General features: G+C 61.6%; 13 protein-coding genes. 9 read left to right on the forward strand and 4 right to left on the reverse strand.

Features of this window, described 5'->3' with window-relative positions; genetic code table 11:
* Positions 1-42: 42 nt before the first annotated feature.
* Positions 43-1,416, reverse strand: coding sequence for a ribosome biogenesis GTPase Der (der, locus tag KGJ62_08545; protein MDE2126624.1), 1,374 nt, complete (start codon positions 1,414-1,416; stop codon positions 43-45).
* Positions 1,417-1,653: 237 nt separating this feature from the next.
* Here der and KGJ62_08550 point away from each other — a divergent pair, with 237 nt between their 5' ends.
* From KGJ62_08550 to KGJ62_08590, 9 genes are all read left to right on the forward strand, one after another.
* A complete protein-coding gene (locus KGJ62_08550; protein MDE2126625.1) occupies positions 1,654-3,237 on the forward strand; it encodes a transglutaminase domain-containing protein in 1,584 nt (527 codons plus the stop codon).
* Positions 3,238-3,382: 145 nt separating this feature from the next.
* A complete protein-coding gene (locus KGJ62_08555; protein MDE2126626.1) occupies positions 3,383-4,453 on the forward strand; it encodes a PIN domain-containing protein in 1,071 nt (356 codons plus the stop codon).
* Positions 4,389-5,606 (forward strand): 2-C-methyl-D-erythritol 2,4-cyclodiphosphate synthase, encoded by a 1,218-nt coding sequence (locus tag KGJ62_08560; GenBank protein ID MDE2126627.1) that lies wholly within the window; start codon positions 4,389-4,391, stop codon positions 5,604-5,606. The genes KGJ62_08555 and KGJ62_08560 overlap by 65 nt, the downstream gene beginning before the upstream one ends.
* Positions 5,607-5,795: 189 nt before the next feature.
* Positions 5,796-6,827 carry a 6-phosphofructokinase gene (locus KGJ62_08565; GenBank protein ID MDE2126628.1) on the forward strand — a complete coding sequence of 344 codons (1,032 nt, stop codon included), beginning with the start codon at positions 5,796-5,798 and terminating at the stop codon, positions 6,825-6,827.
* Between the two features lie 48 nt (positions 6,828-6,875).
* Entirely contained in the window at positions 6,876-9,203 is a 2,328-nt protein-coding gene (locus KGJ62_08570) for an ATP-binding cassette domain-containing protein (protein ID MDE2126629.1), read from the forward strand.
* A gap of 130 nt (positions 9,204-9,333) precedes the next feature.
* Positions 9,334-10,248 carry an ABC transporter ATP-binding protein gene (locus tag KGJ62_08575; protein MDE2126630.1) on the forward strand — a complete coding sequence of 305 codons (915 nt, stop codon included), beginning with the start codon at positions 9,334-9,336 and terminating at the stop codon, positions 10,246-10,248.
* Positions 10,245-11,207 carry an ABC transporter permease subunit gene (locus KGJ62_08580; protein ID MDE2126631.1) on the forward strand — a complete coding sequence of 321 codons (963 nt, stop codon included), beginning with the start codon at positions 10,245-10,247 and terminating at the stop codon, positions 11,205-11,207. Before KGJ62_08575 ends, KGJ62_08580 begins: the two co-directional genes overlap by 4 nt.
* On the forward strand, positions 11,204-12,124 hold the full coding sequence (locus tag KGJ62_08585; protein MDE2126632.1) for an ABC transporter ATP-binding protein: 921 nt from the start codon (positions 11,204-11,206) through the stop codon (positions 12,122-12,124). The genes KGJ62_08580 and KGJ62_08585 overlap by 4 nt, the downstream gene beginning before the upstream one ends.
* Positions 12,121-12,900: an ABC transporter permease gene (locus KGJ62_08590; GenBank protein MDE2126633.1), complete on the forward strand. Its 780-nt coding sequence runs from the start codon at positions 12,121-12,123 to the stop codon at positions 12,898-12,900. The genes KGJ62_08585 and KGJ62_08590 overlap by 4 nt, the downstream gene beginning before the upstream one ends.
* 14 nt (positions 12,901-12,914) lie before the next feature.
* Here KGJ62_08590 and KGJ62_08595 read toward each other — a convergent pair whose 3' ends face one another.
* The 3 genes from KGJ62_08595 to KGJ62_08605 all read right to left on the reverse strand — a co-directional run bounded on the left by KGJ62_08595 (position 12,915) and on the right by KGJ62_08605 (position 17,394).
* Positions 12,915-14,177, reverse strand: a complete 1,263-nt coding sequence (locus KGJ62_08595) for an FAD-dependent oxidoreductase (GenBank protein MDE2126634.1) — start codon at positions 14,175-14,177, stop codon at positions 12,915-12,917.
* A gap of 119 nt (positions 14,178-14,296) precedes the next feature.
* Positions 14,297-15,763, reverse strand: a complete 1,467-nt coding sequence (locus KGJ62_08600; protein ID MDE2126635.1) for a VCBS repeat-containing protein — start codon at positions 15,761-15,763, stop codon at positions 14,297-14,299.
* A gap of 185 nt (positions 15,764-15,948) precedes the next feature.
* Positions 15,949-17,394 carry a VCBS repeat-containing protein gene (locus tag KGJ62_08605; protein MDE2126636.1) on the reverse strand — a complete coding sequence of 482 codons (1,446 nt, stop codon included), beginning with the start codon at positions 17,392-17,394 and terminating at the stop codon, positions 15,949-15,951.
* Positions 17,395-17,545: the final 151 nt, after the last annotated feature.

The raw sequence follows: 17,545 nt of genomic DNA on the forward strand, positions 1-17,545 counted from the left end.
CCGCGCAGCGCCAACGGAAGCGCCGCCCGCAACATCGTGCGCCTAGCTGCCGGCATCGCGGTCCGAATTCTCTACTTTGCGGGCAAGCAGCCGAATCGGTGTGCCTTCCAGCGGCCAGACTTTGCGGATCTGGTTTTCGAGATATCGCTGATACGAGAAATGAAACAGGCTTGTGTCGTTGCAAAAGAGAACAATCGTAGGAGGTCGGACGCGCGCCATGGTAGCGTAGTAGATGCGCAGTTCGCGCCCGCTCTCCAGGTATGGGTGCTTTTCGGCGGCTTCGCGGATGAGGCGGTTCAGTTCGCCGGTTGGTATGCGGTGTGCGTGGTTTTGTGCCGAGGCAATCGCCGTCTCCATTGCGGCCCGGATACCGAAGCGTTGCGTGGCGGAGACGAATACGAGCGGCGCCCAGGCCAGGTAGGGACACTCCTTGCGAAACGCAGCCGTAAAGGCCAGCATCAGCTTGCGGTCGGGCTTTCGGGCGTTGCCGCCGTCGCGACGGATGACGCCAGGGTCGACCAAATCCCACTTGTTCACGGCGATGATACAGGCGCGGCCGGCATCGTTGGCAAATGATGTGACCCGCTTGTCGCCATCCATCACGCCGGTGGAACCATCGATGACCACCACACCGACATCACTGCGCTCGAGGCCGGCGCGGGCGCGCATCGCCATGTAGTACTCCACCGTGCCCTGGATTTTGCGGTTGCGGCGGAGGCCGGCCGTATCCAGCAGCATCAGCGGCGTTCCGGCCCATTCCAGCGGCATGTCGATGGTATCGCGCGTGGTGCCGGGTATTGGACTGGTTATCGCCCGATCCTCCCCGAGGATCGCGTTCACCAGTGAGGACTTTCCAACATTAGGCCGGCCAACAATGGCAAGGCCGATCCGGTCGGAATCCTCCGCTTCACTCTGCTCAGCGGGGAGAGACTGAACAATGAGGTCCAGCAGCTCGGCCACGTTGTGGCCGTGGACGGCGGAGATGGCGAGAACCTCGCCAAGTCCCAGGCCGTAAAACTCGCCAGATTCATTCTGGAGACGTGAATTGTCGGCCTTGTTCGCCACCACAATGACCGGAACAGTAGCCGATCTCAACGGATTGGCGATTTCGCGATCTGCGGGCGTGAGGCCGTGCGCTGTATCCACCATGAACAGGATCACGTCGGCTTCGGCCATCGCCACGTCGGCCTGGGCCTTCACCTGCTGCAAAAGCGGATCGGATTCGTCGGGCAAGATGCCGCCGGTGTCGATCAGGATGAAACCGCGCCCATTCCATTCTGCCGGCTGATAGAGCCGGTCGCGCGTGATACCCGGCGTATCCTCCACGATGGCCACGCGGCGGCCAATGAGGCGGTTGAACAGGGTCGATTTCCCCACGTTGGGGCGGCCTACAACGGCGACGATTGGCTTGGGCATGACAAGAGGGTCGTTTCGCAGCACGCAGGAATCGGTTCGCGGCGAACGGATCACCATTCTACCTGCTCCGTGTCGGCGCCTCCGGCGCAGAAGCGGGACGGAACAGTAAAGCGCAGCGACTTTCGGAAGTGCGCGCGCCGTGTTTTGCAGTGTCGGTGGCGGTACGCAGGGGTATAATGGCAGGGTGACTCCGGGATGCGCGTTAGCCCATGGCGGCCCGCAATGAGGGGACTGCGAATGACCTGGCCATTTGAGCGATGCGGCCGGGCCGTGGCGCGCCCGGTGTTTTTTGCGAGTTTAATTGTTTGCGCGCCGTACGTGCTGGCGCAAGCCCAGGGCGGTGCGCCACCACCCGACCAGTACTTTGGTATTTACATGGGCGGCGCACGGGTCGGTTACACGCAAACCCGTACCGTCCGGGCGGAATGGATGGCGAAACCGGCGTGGCGGATGACTACGTCCGGCAAATTCAGGATCAACCTGCTTGGCCAAAGCCTGGAGCAGGATGAAGCCACCGACACGGTGACCGACCTGCGGTTTCAGCCCCTTCACCAGGTGTTCAATGTCACCTCCGGTGGGAGCGCGATCCACGTGACGGCCGACTACGATTATGCGACCCGCAAAATCAGCTGCGCGGTAGGCCGCGGCGCCAACGCCTCGCGCAAAGTGCTGAGCATTCCTCCGGGCGCCGACCTTGCCGCCGATTCCGACTTTGCCACCGAAGGCAAGAGCCTCAAGGCAGGGCAGACCCAGGTCATCTGGTATCTGGAGCCGACTACCGTTGAGCTTGATCGGGCGACAGCTCGCGTTACCGGCCGGACGCAAATAACCGATCCCATCACCAACCAGCCCGAGGTGGCATGGAAAGTGGTTACAGCCACAACGCTGGGTGATATGACATCGATCCAGACAGCCGACGGCCGATTGATCTCGCAGGATATGAGCCTGGGCCCGATCAGCATTTCGTTTCGCGCCGAGTCGCCCCCAGCGGGCGCGGAGAAGCCGATTGCATCGTACACGCCGCCCATGGATTTCGCGTTGGCAACGGCCGTAGTGACCAATCTGAACATCGCCGATCCGCGCGCTATCACCGGCATGCAGGCGGTGATAACCGGGCTGCCGAAAACCGCTGTGATCTCCGACATGCGCCAGCGGATGAATCCGGATGGAGAGGCCTTTAGTATCCGCGTGCACGCCCTGCCTCTACCGCAGCACAGTGCGCTTAATGTGGCCTCAAACGCTGCTGGAATGCAACGCTGGCTGGAGGATGCTGCTTATCTGGACTTGGGAAACGCAACGATCAAAGAGATTGCGGCGCGACTGAGGCACGGCAGCACGGACCCGGCCGCAGTTGCAACGCGAATCCGCGATTGGGTTCATCAAAAGATCACACCCGACGCGGAAATTGGCGTGCCGCGAAGTGCGGCGGATGTGCTGAGGAACCCACGCGGCGTGTGTCGCGACTATGCCACCCTGTTCGCCGCAGTGGCACGGGACGCGGGGATACCAACCCGACTGTGTGCCGGCATCGTCTACTTCCAGGGACGGTTCTACTATCACGCGTGGGACGAATGCTGGCTGGGCAAATGGATCGCCGTTGATCCCACGCTTTACAATCCGAAGCATCCAGAGGCATTCGTGGACGCCACACATATCAAGTTCGCCGAGGGTGATCCTGAGAATATGTTTGCAGCCGTTCAGGTTGTGGGCAAAATCGGCGTGCACATCACGTGGGTGCAGCCCGCCGCTGAGAGTGTGGGAGACGGGCAGAATCGCGCAGTCAGCGGTAGAAAGCGGGTGGCGACTCGTGTTACGCCGTAAGGGCTTCCGGTGGTTCTTCACTGCCGTAATCTGTACAGTTTTTCTACTGGTTGGCGCTTATATCGGCTATGCGCTGCCGGGGCTGCGCTGGTTCCACGACGTTCAGGCGCAAGTGCCCCACTACGTGCTGCGTGTGAGGATCGGCATGGCCTTTGTGGGCCTCTTCGCGGGTTTTTGGGTTGGTCCGCGAGCGGCCGATTTGCTGATGACACTTGGCAGGAACCTGGAACGGATGAAGCCGGCCGACAAGATCGCCGTCGCTGTAGGAGTGTGCATCGGCGCTGTAATAACGCTGCTCTTCTACCAGTTTCTCTCTAACATGGCGACGCAGCTCAAGGTGCCCGTAGCCATACAGATTGCCTTTCAGTTTGTGCTGCTTGTCGCGATGGTCTACCTCGGCGTGGTGGCGATGTTGAGCATGAGGGCAGAAGTGGCGGCGATGTTGGCCCGCGGACAGGGAGGCAACCAGACGGAATCGGGCCCACAGGCCAATTGCAAAATCCTGGATACCAACGTGATCATTGACGGCCGCATCGCCGATGTGTGCCGAGCCGGGTTCGTGGAGGGCACCCTGTATGTACCGGGCTTTGTATTGGAGGAGCTGCAGCACATCGCCGATTCGCCAGATTCACTCAAGCGCGCCCGCGGGCGGCGCGGCCTGGATATTCTGAACGGTATGCGCGAACAGCTGCCGATGGTCGTCCGGACCTGGGACAAGGCCCTGGAGAGATCGGCCTCCGGGGACACGGTTGACACCAAACTGGTGAAGCTGGCGAAGGCGCTTGAAGGCGCCATTATTACCAATGACTTCAACCTGAACAAGGTGGCGCTGCTGCAGGGCGTAACGGTGCTGAACGTTAATGAACTGGCCAACGCACTGAAGCCGGCCGTGCTTCCTGGCGAGATTATGCAGGTCAAGGTTGTGAAGGAAGGCAAGGAGGCTGAACAGGGTCTTGCCTATCTGGATGACGGTACGATGATCGTGGTGGAGGATGGCCGCCGGGTCATTGGCGCCACGGTGGAGGTTGTGGTTGCCAGCGTTATTCAAACGGCAGCCGGCAAAATGATCTTCGCCAAGCTGCCGACCGAAGACGATACCGATTACTCACACGGCCGGCAGCGCGCCACCGCGGAGCATCCAGAGGAGCAGAATGTCACCTCATTTACCAACCACGGCAGTACTTCCGGCCGCGGGACAGGGAAGGCGGTTCGGTAGCGAAGGCAACAAGATTTGGGAGCGCATTGGCGGTCGGTCGCTGTTGCTGCGCAGCGCGATGGCATTTGCAGAGCATGCAGCTATCGACGACGTGGTGGTGGTTGCCGCGGCGGGCGAGGCGGATCGGGTGGCGGCCGAGTTGGCCGGGTTGCCCAAGCCGCTGATCGTTGCAGGCGGTGGCGCAACGCGGGCCGAGTCGGTGCACAATGGCGTCCTCGCGGCGCCAACAGCCACCGAGCTGGTGCTGGTGCACGACGCTGCCCGACCGCTGGTATCGCCCGAGTTGATTTCGCGGGTAGCGCACGCCACCGCAAGCGCCGGCGCAGCGGTGCCCGCGCTTGCGGTAAGCGACAGCATAAAGCGGGTCGAGTCGAGCAGGATCACGGCTTCTATTCCGCGCTTGTCGGCGTGCGATGACGGATCCGGCGGCGTGCTGACCGCGGTTCAAACGCCGCAGGGCGCCCGGCGTGACTGGTTGCTGGCGGCGTGGGAAACATGCCTGCGTGGGCAGCATGAACCGACGGATGAGGCCAGTCTGCTCGAACTTGCAGGGTATGCCGTAACTACCGTACCAGGCGACGAAGTCAACATCAAGATAACGACGCGCGAGGACCTGCTTATGGCTGAAGCGCTGCTGGGAACCGCCCGGATGCCGGCCACCCGTACCGGGCTGGGATATGACGTCCATGCGTTTGCCTCGCGTGACGCCTGCCGCCCGTTGATTTTGGGCGGCGTTACTGTTCCTCATGACCGCGGCCTGCTTGGCCACTCGGATGCGGACGTGGTGCTTCACGCTATCTGTGACGCGCTCCTTGGCGCCGCGGCGCTGGGCGACATCGGCCAGCACTTTCCGAATACGGACGCAAACTATAAGGATATCAGCAGCCTGCTGCTTCTGGCTGAGGTAGCTCTGCGACTGCACGAGCATGGATTCGACCCGGTGAACATCGACTGCGCCGTGGTGGCCGAGTCGCCCAAGCTGGCGCCACATATAAGCGCCATGCGCGAAGTTATCAGCGATACGCTCAAGCTGAACGCCGGCTGCGTCAGCATCAAGGCGACCACCTCGGAGGGCCTTGGCTTTGCGGGTCGGCGCGAAGGGATAGCGGCCTGGGCGATCGCCACGCTGCAACCACGCGTGCTGCAAATGTAGTTGTTAGTACCTTTATAGGCGTGATAGCTTTAGAGTTGTAACGAGACTTGGCGCCTAAAGATCGCCCAGTCGTGCGTCCGTGCGGCCGGCACGGGTACACTTTCACCAGCACTACGGATGTGAAAACGCCCCGGCTTTGAATGAGGGCGAGCCCGCCGCAGGCTGTCAGGCTCTTAACTGGAGGACGGCATGAAGGTCGGCATTCTTACGGGCGGTGGCGACTGCCCGGGGTTGAACCCTGCCATCCGCGGCTTCGTGATGCGCGGGCTCGACTTTGGTCTGCACGTAACGGGGATTCGTCAGGGTTGGCGCGGTCTGGTGCAGGGAATCGTCGACTCCGAGCCACTCACAGTGGCCGATGTAGAGCCTCTCATCTGGCAGGGTGGCACCGCGCTCCTCTCCTCCCGCACCAACCCCTACGCGTCACCGGCCGATCTTGAAGCGACACGAGCCAATATACGCAAGTACGGGTTTGAGGCTCTTGTGGCTCTTGGTGGTGAGGACACACTTGGCGTTGCTTCCAGGCTGTTCGACGAGGGCATTAACACGGTTGGCGTGCCCAAAACAATGGACAATGACCTGGACAAAACGGACTACACATTTGGCTTTGACTCGGCATTGGGCGTTTGCGTGGAGTGTATCGATCGGGTTCGCGACACAGCGCGCTCTCACCGTCGGGTGCTGGTTGTTGAGGTGATGGGTCGTCACGCAGGCTTTGTGGCGCTAAATGCCGGCATCGCGGGCGGCGCCGACTGGATTCTGCTTCCCGAGGAGACGCCCGATATCGGCGCCATGTGCCGGCACCTGGAAACCGTGTACGCGCGGAAGGGTTACGCCATTGTAGTGGCCTCGGAGGGCGCCGTGCTGGCAGGGGCTGATGCCGGCGCCGGCGGCGGGCTGGATAGCTTTGGCCATCAGTCCCTGAGCGCCGTAGAGGTTGGCCGCACAGTCGCGGCCGAGATCGAGCGCCGAACCGAAATTGAGACGCGCCATGTGGTATTGGGTCACATCCAGCGCGGTGGCGCGCCAAGCGCATTTGATCGTGTGCTCGCCACGCGCCTTGGCATTCACGCGGCCGAATGCGTGCATGAGGGCGACTTCGGCAAGATGGTTGCGCTCCGAGGCAACGCCATCATCCGTGTGGAGCTCCGCGATGCGGTGCGAGCGCGGCAGGTTCCGACGAAGTTGATAGCAGAGGCCAGAACGTTGACCAACAAGTAGGTGTCGCGGCATACCGACCCGGTTCATGGTGCGGCGCAGGCCTGAAACATGCCAATACTTGAAACACTGCCCGATGAGGTTCAAAACCGGCTCCGCGAGCTGCGCAGCGAGTTCGGCTCTGCGTTCGGTCGCGCGCCGGGCGAAGGAGTGGAGGCCCTCGGTGAGCGCGACGAGATGGCGGACGAGACCGGTCCCGAGGACTCCGAACCGCCCGAGCCGCTCTCTCCCGTAGCATTTGAAACCGACATCAACCAGGTTGGTGAGTTCGGCGCGGAGTGGTTGGTGGTAGATACCGGGCGTGTGTTTGTGATGGCGCCCAACGGCAATCGGATAGCGCATCTCATCCGCTCGGTGCCGATCTCGGAAATCCGCGATGCACGTACCGAAATGAAGGCCGGTAACGGCGTTCTGGAGGTACGGACGGCGAGCGAAGTGGTGCCGTTGGTGCGCTTTTCGCACAGCACCGTGGGCGACGCCAATCTGGTGGCTCGCCACATCTCCGCGCTGGCAAAGGGCGAAACGGCCCAGCCGCTGGTTGGCGAAGAGAATCAGCGGCAGTGCCCGAAGTGCAAGCGGATTCTGCCCAAAGATACGAATGTATGCCCGGCGTGTGTGGACCGGCGCGCCGTGATGCTGCGGCTTTTCAAGTTCCTCGCGCCCTACAAGGTGACCGCCTGCGCCAGCGTCCTGGTTTTGCTATGCACCACCACGGTTACGATGGCGCCGCCCTACATCATTGGCCGCCTTGCAAATATCGTGGTGCACGGCAACGTTAACCTCCAGCTTCGCTATGCCGACGTCGTGAGGTGGGTGTCCCTCCTCATCGGTGTTCAGGTGGTGCTTGCCGTCCTTCAGTACTTCCAGCGTCGGATCAATGCGTGGCTCGGTGCACGTGTACTGGTGGATATCCGGATGGCTCTGTACCGCAAGTTCAACGAGCTTTCTCTGCGGTACTACGACAAGCGCACTACCGGCTCGGTGATGGCGCGCATCACGAACGACAGCGACAACCTGTGGGATTTCCTCACGGACGGCATTCCGTGGCTGATACAGACGCTTCTGACGCTGGTGGAGACCAGTATAATCCTCTTTCGCCTGGACTGGTCACTCGCGATGCTGCTGTTGATTCCCGGGCCGTTCATCTTTGCATTGAATCGCTGGTTTATGCCCCGTGCACGACGCCGGTGGCGGCATGTGTGGCACCGCATCAGCCGCATGTACAGCACATTGAACAGCACCATCAACGGGATGCGAGTGGTGAAAGCTTTCGCGCAAGAAGACCGGGAGATTGACCGGTTCCAGCGGCGCAACGAGCAGGTCTTTGAAGCCAGCTACGCCGCGAACTCCATGTGGGCAACCTACTTTCCGGTCCTCAGCCTGCTCACCGCCAGCGGCACGATCATCATCTGGCTCGTGGCGGGCCATGCCGTCGTGTTCGGCTCCATGACCATCGGTCTGCTGCTGATGTTCACCGGATACGTGGGCCAGTTCTACATGCCGTTTCAGAACTTCAGCCGCGTCATGGATTGGTCGGCACGCTCAATGACCGCGGCCGACCGGGTGTTTGAGGTGCTGGATACCGTGCCGGAGATCGCGGAAGCTGCAGAGCCGGTAGCGGCGCCCCACATTCGAGGCGACGTGGAGTTCCGCCATGTCAGCTTCAGCTATGAGAAAGCGCATCGCGTCTTGGAGGATTTTGACCTGCAGGTTGCCGCGGGTGAGATGATCGGCCTGGTTGGGCCCAGCGGCGCCGGCAAAACCACGATCATCAATCTGCTCTCGCGCTTCTACGATGTGGAAGAGGGCAGCATTCTTATCGACGGCGTGGATGTACGCAACATGCGGATGGAGGACTTTCGCAGCCAGATCGGCATCGTGCTTCAGGAGCCGTTTCTTTTCCCCGGCACGGTTCGCGATAACATTGGCTATGCCAAACCCGGCGCCACGCATGAGGAGATCCTGCGAGCGGCAAAGGCGGCCAACTGCCATCAGTTCATCCTGAAGTTCCCTGATGGTTACGATACCTATGTAGGAGAGCGTGGCCAGCGACTCTCTGGTGGCGAGCGTCAGCGCATCTCCATCGCGCGCGCGATCCTGCATAATCCCCGCATCCTCATCCTGGATGAAGCTACTGCCAGCGTGGATACCGAAACCGAGCAGCTGATTCAGCAGGCGATCATGCGCCTCGTCAAGAACAGAACGACGTTCGCGATCGCGCACCGGCTCAGCACACTGAGGTACGCGCATCGGCTGGTGGTGATGACCGAGGGCAAGATGGTGGAGTGCGGGTCACACGATGAGTTGATGGCGTTGGATGGTGTATACGCCAACCTGGTGAACATTCAGCTGGAAGTTAACCAGATCAGGGCTGTATAGGTCCGGTTCCAGAGCAGGAACGCGCGCTGCGCGAAACCAACTGCCGCGCCGTGACGTCAGTTGCTTGAACCACCTCGGTCGGTCGCTTCGCGTGCCTCCATAGCCGGACCGCTCAAGATAACGCGCCATCATGTCTGTTGCCACCATATCCCACCTCACAGTACGTTATGGGACGCGCACAGCCGTGACGGATTTGGATCTCGAAATCCCGGAAGGAAGTGTGGGCCTGCTTGGTCCCAACGGCGCGGGCAAAACCACGCTGATCAAAACGCTTCTGGGGCTGCTGCGGCCGGCATCCGGAAGCGGCTCCGTTTTAGGCCTGGATATTGTGAGCCAGGCTCTGCAGGTTCGACAGCATGTGGGGTTCATGCCCGAGCAGGATTGCCACATCCCCGGCATGAACGCCGTCACGTTTGTCTCGTTCGCCGGTGAACTCTCCGGCATGCCACCCCAGAATGCGATGCAGCGCGCGCATGAAGTCCTTCAGTACTGTGGGCTGGGCGAGGCCCGCTACCGGAATGTGGAGACCTACTCCACGGGGATGAAGCAGCGCATCAAGCTGGCTCAGGCCCTGGTGCACGGACCCAAGCTCCTCTTCCTGGATGAGCCGACCAATGGGCTGGATCCCGGCGGGCGCGATGAGATGCTGGCGATGATCCGTGACATCTCCCATGCGAAGGGCGTCTCCGTCATCGTTTCATCGCATCTGCTGCCCGACATCGAACGCACGTGCGACACCGTCGTGGTTCTGCGCCGCGGCCAGGTAGTTGCGCAGGATAAGATCACCACGCTGCTCGGCATGGGAACGCGTCTGATCGATGTGGAACTCCGCATGCCCAGCGCCGCGTTTGGAACGGCGGTGGAAAAGGCCGGCGCCAAGATCGTCAGTACGCTGGGCACGCGCCTGCGGCTGAACCTTGCGGGCGTTGATGGCGATATCGGCCGCCTTCTCTTTACATGCGCTCGCGATTCATCCTCGCAGGTGCGTGGCTTCAAGCCGGCGCTTCGCACGCTGGAAGATGTCTTCATGGAGTCGGTGGAATGAGCTTCGATCTTACACCCCCACCGGCCCCGGCGCCGATTGCCGACCTGAGCTACCGCGGATATGCGGGTCCGCTGAACCGGCGGACGCTGCGTTGGTGGTATATCACCTCGATATCGGTACGGCTGATGCTGAGGAAGTGGGCGTTCTGGGTGCTGGCGGGAATATCGATTCTGCCGTTTGTAATGTTGGGCGTGCTGACGTACGAACTCGGCCAGGCTCGCCAGGGTATGATCGGTTCCTCGTTCGGCGGCAACTTTCAGGCGTTATTTGCCCAGCAGTTGGCGTCGGCGCAGGCGCTGCAGTACCTGTGGCTCTTGTTTGTCGGCCTGTTGGGCGCCGGCGCGATCGCGGCCGACAATGCCGCCAACGCGCTCCTGGTCTACCTGTCGCGTCCGTTAACACGTTTCGACTACCTTGTGGGTAAGTGGCTGGGCCTGTTCCTGCCCCTGTACGGCATCGCGCTGGCGCCATCGTTACTGCTGTACGCGTTCCTGGCCACAGCATTTACCGGACCGAATGGCTGCTTTGCGGCCGACAGGCTGATGGTATTCCGCCTGTTACTGACCGCGGCCATTCCTGCCGCCGTGCATTCCAGCGCGCTGCTTGGGCTGTCGGCCTGGTCCAAAAGCGGCCGGATGGCCGGTGCAATATGGGCCGGATTCTACTTCGTGAGCTTTATCACGTCGAACATCGTTGGGTTCATTGAGTTTGCGGCCAGCGATCGAACCAGGCAGTCGGTGGCTGGCCGCATGAACGTACCAGCGCTTATGGGCGACATCACGCATCGCATCCTTCATGTCAGTAACCAGGTGAACCCGCTGACGGGTGGCGGGTTTCGGCGTTTTGTGCCGCCGCACGAAACATGGCCGATGCTGTTGGCGCCGCTGGCCGTGCTCGTCGTGATCGGCTGGTTAGCGGCCGCCATGCGCGTTCGTGCCGTCGAGGTTGTGCGCGGTTGATTGCGCTGAACCGGGTGTCGCGCTGGTATGGTCAGGTGCTTGGCATCAACGACGTTACCTGCAGCCTGGGCCCCGGCATTACCGCGCTGCTGGGTCAGAATGGCGCCGGAAAATCGACCATGCTAAAGCTGATCACGGGTCAGCTGCGCCCGACGACCGGAACGCTGCAGGTGTTTGGTAAAACGCCATTCGCCAACCCGGCAGTAGCCCGGACCCTGGGCTATTGCCCGGAGTCGGATGGTTTTTACAATGACATGACCGGGCGCCGGTTTGTAGCGCTCTTAGCGGTTATGAGCGGGCTGCGGGGCGCGGAGATCAACGCGCGCGTCGAAGAGGTTATTGCCACCGTTGGTATGGCGGAGAACGCCGATCGGCAGCTCGGTGGGTATTCCAAAGGCATGAAGCAGCGGATCAAGCTGGCGCAGGCGATTGTGCACCGGCCGGAGATCCTGGTGCTGGACGAGCCGTTGAATGGACTTGACCCGGTCGGGCGTCGGGAGATGGGCGTCATCATCCACAAAATGGCGGAAGCCTGCAAAACCATTATTGTCTCCAGCCACATCCTCCATGAGGTGGAGCAGATGACCCGGCAGATACTGGTACTGCACCACGGCCGCCTGATGGCAATTGGTGATACCGTACAGATACGCGGGCTTATCGATGCGCATCCGCACCACATCACGATGCATGCGGACCGGCCGAAAGAGCTTGCCAAATGCCTGATTGACCTGCCGTATGTGCTTGCCGTTCGGTTCAACCCGCAGGTGCCGAGTGTGGTGGAGGTGGAGACGCGGTCACCGGACCTGTTCTACGTGCAGTTTCCCGAACTTGTGCTGAAGCACGGTTTCGAGATCAGCGAGTTCGATTCTCCCGACAACAATCTTGAAGCAGTTTTCAAGTACCTGGTGGGTGCATGACCGAGTACTGGATAGTTCGCTATGCGCTTTTCGACATGCTCCGGCCAAAGCGGCTGCTCGGAGCGCTGGTACTCGTGCTGGTGCCGGTGTTGCTGGCCCTGTTCTGGCGGTTCGTGCCGCCGCCGGCAGAGTACCATGGCGTTCAGGCCTACTCGGTCATCTCCCCGCTGGTCGTATTCGGCTTCGTGTTGGTCATCGGCGCGGTTCTGTTCGGAACCGGTGTTCTTTCGGCGGAAATGGAGCAGAAAACGATCGTCTATCTGTTGACGCGGCCGGTGGTACGTTGGCGGTTGCTGATGTGCAAGGCGTTGGCCGCCTTTGTGGCTGTAGCCGTGGTAGCGGAGGTTGCCGCTATCGTGACTGCCTTCATCTCAATGGGGACATCCGCCCTGCACAGCCACGAACTGCTGCGGGACCTGGCCATTATGCCGGTCGGCGCCGCCGCGTATACCTCCCTGTTTGTGTTGATGGCCACCGTGCTGGATCGTCCGCTGATCTACGGCCTGTTCTTTGGGTTCGGGTGGGAGACGCTGGCTCCGGAGCTGCTGGGCGCCTACAAGAAGCTGACGATCATGGGATACATCCGCGTTCTCGCGCCGCATCCCAACGTTCCGGCCGGATTCACGGATCAGGCGGCTGTGAGTATCTTTGTGGCGCAGGGCGTCTCCATGCATGCCGCGTGGCTCACGCTGGGCGGTATTTGCTGCGTTTGCCTGTTGCTGGCTTGCACGGTATTCTCCAAACGCGAGTACTCTCCGCGCGACGACCTGGTTTAGCGCACGCCGGGCACTCAGCCCAGCGAGACCACATCAAACCCTGGCGCGGCTATTTCGGCGCTTCGAGCGGCTATGTTCACGCGCTGTTCAATTTGCCGCTCCAGTGCGTCTGCGATTGCGTCCATGCGGTCGCCGTCATGGCTCACGACCAGACCGGCGACCAGCGTGCCGTCGCCGCTGTGGCGCAACTCGGTGAACTCACCGCCATGCAGGTCTCCGGTGACAATGGCGCCGGCAGCATATCCGGGATCACCGCGCAGGGCGGCATGCACATCGAAGAGATCGCTGAAGAAGTAGGGTACGCGGCGAAACGGCTGGTTCTGGCCGGCCATGTTGGCGCCCGCCGTCTGCCCTTGCCATTTGGCGTTCAGGAAGTGCTCGTGGCGAACGGTACGCTGCAATGCCTGGTCGGGATAGAGCGCAATATCGCCGGCGACAAAGATCCCCGGCACTCGGGTTTGTAGAGACTGGTCGACGGTGACGCCGTCGTCCCCATCCTTCGCCAGTCCCGCGCCGACTGCCAGATCCAGATTGAGCGTGGCGCCTACCGCGGCAAGGACCACTTCCGCCTCGATCCGCTTTCCACCTTTGGTTCGCACGTGCGTCACGGCGCCGTTCTCCGTGGCGCCATCAAACGCGGCCGGTTCGTCACCGAACAGGGCCTCGATGCCGTTTGACGAAAGGAGCGATGCAAGGTAGCCGCCAATGGCGGCGCCGGCGAGGCGTCCCCATGGAGCAGGTGATGGCTCGATCACCGTGACCCGCTTACCTCGGCCGGCCAATCCACCGGCGACCTCCATGCCGATAAACCCTGCGCCGCAGATTGCCACCGTATTGGCGGCGGCGAGCGCCTCGCGAAGTCCCAATCCGTCATCCACCGTCCGCAGAGTCCAGACGCCCGGTCGACTGCTTCCCGGAACGCTCAGCGGGCGCGCACGCGCGCCGGTGGCCAGCAGGGCCTTCGCAAACGCGATGGTGTCGCCGTTTGCCAGCCTGGCACTACGGGCGCCGGTGTCGAGCGACGTGACCGGCTGACCCATGAGGAGCTGGATGTTGTTCTTGGGGTAGTAATCATCGAACTTGCTATAGCAATCGTCGGCGGTCATGTCCGGATTCGTGAGCAGGTTCTTGGATATTGGCGGTCGGTCGTACGGCGGATGGGGTTCACCGCACACGATGGCGGTTGAGCTTTCGGTGTCAAAGGTCCGCAGGTTCTGTGCGGCCCAACAGCCGGCCAGACCGCCGCCGATAATCAGGTTTTGAACGCGATGCTCCACGGGATACGCTCTCCTCAACCCGGTATTGCCCAGGCGCCATGCTGGCGCACTTGCAGTATATCACGGCGGGGCGCCGAGGGTGACCGACCGGGCCGATGCAGCCGTTTGGCTTCAGCCGCTTACCGCGAGATCGGAACCCAATCGGTATCCGTTCCCGTTGAGATGTATCCGCCGCCGGTGTGCGTCAGCCCATTTAGGATCCAATAGACCACAGCGCCGTTCTGGGTATTGTGCCAGATAAGATCGGGCTGCCCATCGGCCTGCAAATCTGCAGTCCCCACAATTTGCCACGCCGGATTGTTGCCGGCGGAGATAAATCCGCTCTGGGTTCGCGTCAATCCATCCATCAGCCAGTAGACCACTCCGCCGGTGGTGCTGTTCTGCCAGATCAGGTCCGGCGAGCCGTCACCATTCAGGTCCGCCGCGGCTACCACGTTCCATGACGGATCAACCCCCGTAGAGAGTGTGGCCGTACCGATACGCTGCGTTCCGTTCATCAACCATGCTGTAACGACGCCGGTGGCCTTGTCCTGCAGGATCAGGTCGGGATGGCCATCTCCATTGAGGTCTGCCGTGGTGACCAGTACCTCGTTCGCATCGCCACCGTACGAGACGTAGCCGGAACTGTATTTGCGGCTGCCAGACATCAGCCAGAAGACGATGGCGCCGTTCGTTACGTTTTGCCACAGTATGTCGGGCGTTCCGTCGCCGTTCAGGTCTACAATCGCGGCCGGACGCCATAGGGGCGAGCTGCTCGGCAGCGTGCCGGTGGAGAGGATACTCGTGCCATCGAGCAGCCAGGTGGAAAAGCCTTGCGTCCTGGTATTGAACCACCAGAGATCGGGTTCACCGTCGCCGTTGGCATCACGCATTGCGCCAACCGGATCCTGCTCCTGGTTGTAGATCTGCATCTCATCGAGGATGCCGTTGAACGGCAGCTGAGCGGCCGCTGACGCGTCCGGGACGTTTCCTATTCCGACGCCCGGGTTGTTTGCGGCGCTCAGCGCGCCGCCCGGCCGCACGGTGGTGGTGTCGGATCGGAGCAGCACTCCGTCAACCAGCAGCGCCATGCGTCCGGTATCTCCATCCAGCAGCGCTTGAACGTAAATAAAACGCCCGCGCGGAATGGAGGCATAGACGTAGTGGTATGCGGTTCCGGAAGCTATCTGAAAGTAGAGATGTCCGTTGGAGTCGACGGCCAGCAGGTAGGGCGCGTAACCGGTGTCATCAATTCGCGCCAATATGACGGCATATCCCTGGGCGGCCGACGGAAATGCCGTTACGTTAACCCAACCGGAAATCGTGAGGGAGCTTGTGATCTGGAGATTGGGTGCGTCGGCAACCGAGACGCGACCGTTTCCGCCCGTGAACTGCCAGGCTTCGCCGCGAACGCCGGTTGTGTACGACACACTGCCGCTCAGAAGCCCGTCGTTACCGCCGGTGACGTCGGTGGCGTTTCCATTGGCCGGCCAGTAGCTTACCGGAGCCCCCTGGGCGCGTGCGCCTTCCGATGCCGATGAGAGCGCGACAACCAAGAGCAGCGCAGCCGCGAGCCCGCGGATCCGCTGTCTCAACGAATTTGACATACTATCTCCCGGTCAGCCTGGTGTGGCCGCCCCGATCTTCGGCGGACACTACGATTTGACGTCTGGGGAGTGCCGAGCGTTCCAAACTCATGTGCTTCCGCGACGGCGGTGCGCGGCGCCCCTGAATACGATTGGCCCCTGCGCGGTGCGGCACAGGGGCCAACCTGGTACTGCTGGTTTATCCGCTAATTGGCGACCGGCTGCCAGCGCGATGCGGTGCCGCTGCTGATCACGCCACCGCCAACATGCGTTACGCCCTGCATCTGCCACCAGTCCACGGAGTTCACGGAGGTGTTCTGCCAGATCAGGTCGGCATTGCCGTTATTCATCAGGTCGGCGGCGCCAATCAGGCGCCACGCCGGGCTCATTGCCGAAACGATCATGCCGCCTCCGATGTGGCGCGTTCCCTGCATCAGCCAGTAGGCAACGGCGCCGGTTTTACTGTTCTGCCAGATCAGGTCGGGGTAACCGTCACCGTTAACATCGGCGACCGCAGCCAGTCGCCAGGCGGGATCCAGCCCGGACGCCATAACGGTAGTGCCCGCAACTGCCGACTCGAAGAAGCTCCAGTAGACCACGTCACCAGTCGCCTGGTTCTGCCACACAATGCCTGGGAAGCCATCACCATCCAGGTCGACCATGGTCACCACGTGCCAAACCGGGTTGATACCGGCGGCGAGCACACCGGTCTGGTTGATCATGCCGGGACGGATTACCCAGTAATCGACTTCGCCCGTTTGTGTGTTTTGCCACACCTCGTCGGGGTAGCTGTCGCCGTTCAGATCCAGCGTGGATACCAGGCTCCAGGGTTTCAGCGGGCCCTGGCTGTATGATTCACCGCCTGTGTGTGCGCCATTGACCAGGTCCCATACCGCTACGTTGTTCGAAAGTGCATCCACCCAGAACAGGTCCTGGTGGCCGTCGCCGTTTGCATCTCGCACGGGCGTAGATGGCATTTTCGCCACGTTGTACACCTTCAGCTCATCCACCACGCCGTCAAGCGGCATCTGATCGGGATTTATAGCTTGTGGAACATTACCGATCCCAATTCCGGGCAAGCCCACCGCATACAACTGAGCGTCCGGCAGAATCGTGGTGTGCTCGTATATACCGGCCGCGCCATCTACATCCAGGTGCGCAAATCCGGTAGCGCCGTTCACCACCGCCTGAACGAGCATGAATCTTCCGAGCGGTATCCTGGACGAGATGGATCCGGTATCGGGGCCATCGGACCAGTTGAAGGTGAGGAACTGGTCCTGATCGACGCCGAGCTGCCACGTGTAGTCGCCGAAACCGTCCTCGCGAGTGGCGATTATGGCAAAACCTTGAGCTGCAGATGGCGCCGCATCCACCCGGACCCAGCACGAGACCGTTACGCAGGTCGGCGTAGCAAACGCCGGCACATCCGGTGCAAAAACTCGGCCATCGCCACCAACGAAGTGAAAGCCCTGATTTACCACTGCCGGGGCGAAACCGGCGTCGCCGAGCAGCAGGCCATTGCTGTGGCCAACAATATCCCTGGTTGTTCCGTCGCCAGACCAATAACCAACGGGATTGACGTTCTGCGCACGCGCGGCGAGTGCGGCTGCTACGCAGACGGCGGCGACCAAGCCGCGCACAATAGTCTTCACAAAGCGATCTCCTGGCCGGTGCATTTGGCAATGTTCCGGATCGCGCTCCGCAATCCGGTCGAGGATGCCCAGACCACGCATCCTGCAAGCAGTATGCCGGTACAGTGAGGCGATTGTGCACGTTCGGGGCTGAATTACCATGCGTCGACGC

Source organism: Armatimonadota bacterium (assembly GCA_028871815.1).
Lineage (GTDB): Bacteria > Armatimonadota > Chthonomonadetes > Chthonomonadales > Chthonomonadaceae > REEB205.

What these genes read in the sequence shown, in the direction of transcription:
- der (MDE2126624.1), bottom strand. Translation starts at nt 1,416, where the DNA reads ATGCCCAAGCCAATCGTCGCCGTTGTAGGCCGCCCCAACGTGGGGAAA.
- KGJ62_08550 (MDE2126625.1), top strand. Translation starts at nt 1,654, where the DNA reads ATGACCTGGCCATTTGAGCGATGCGGCCGGGCCGTGGCGCGCCCGGTG.
- KGJ62_08555 (MDE2126626.1), top strand. Translation starts at nt 3,383, where the DNA reads ATGGCCTTTGTGGGCCTCTTCGCGGGTTTTTGGGTTGGTCCGCGAGCG.
- KGJ62_08560 (MDE2126627.1), top strand. Translation starts at nt 4,389, where the DNA reads ATGTCACCTCATTTACCAACCACGGCAGTACTTCCGGCCGCGGGACAG.
- KGJ62_08565 (MDE2126628.1), top strand. Translation starts at nt 5,796, where the DNA reads ATGAAGGTCGGCATTCTTACGGGCGGTGGCGACTGCCCGGGGTTGAAC.
- KGJ62_08570 (MDE2126629.1), top strand. Translation starts at nt 6,876, where the DNA reads ATGCCAATACTTGAAACACTGCCCGATGAGGTTCAAAACCGGCTCCGC.
- KGJ62_08575 (MDE2126630.1), top strand. Translation starts at nt 9,334, where the DNA reads ATGTCTGTTGCCACCATATCCCACCTCACAGTACGTTATGGGACGCGC.
- KGJ62_08580 (MDE2126631.1), top strand. Translation starts at nt 10,245, where the DNA reads ATGAGCTTCGATCTTACACCCCCACCGGCCCCGGCGCCGATTGCCGAC.
- KGJ62_08590 (MDE2126633.1), top strand. Translation starts at nt 12,121, where the DNA reads ATGACCGAGTACTGGATAGTTCGCTATGCGCTTTTCGACATGCTCCGG.
- KGJ62_08600 (MDE2126635.1), bottom strand. Translation starts at nt 15,763, where the DNA reads ATGTCAAATTCGTTGAGACAGCGGATCCGCGGGCTCGCGGCTGCGCTG.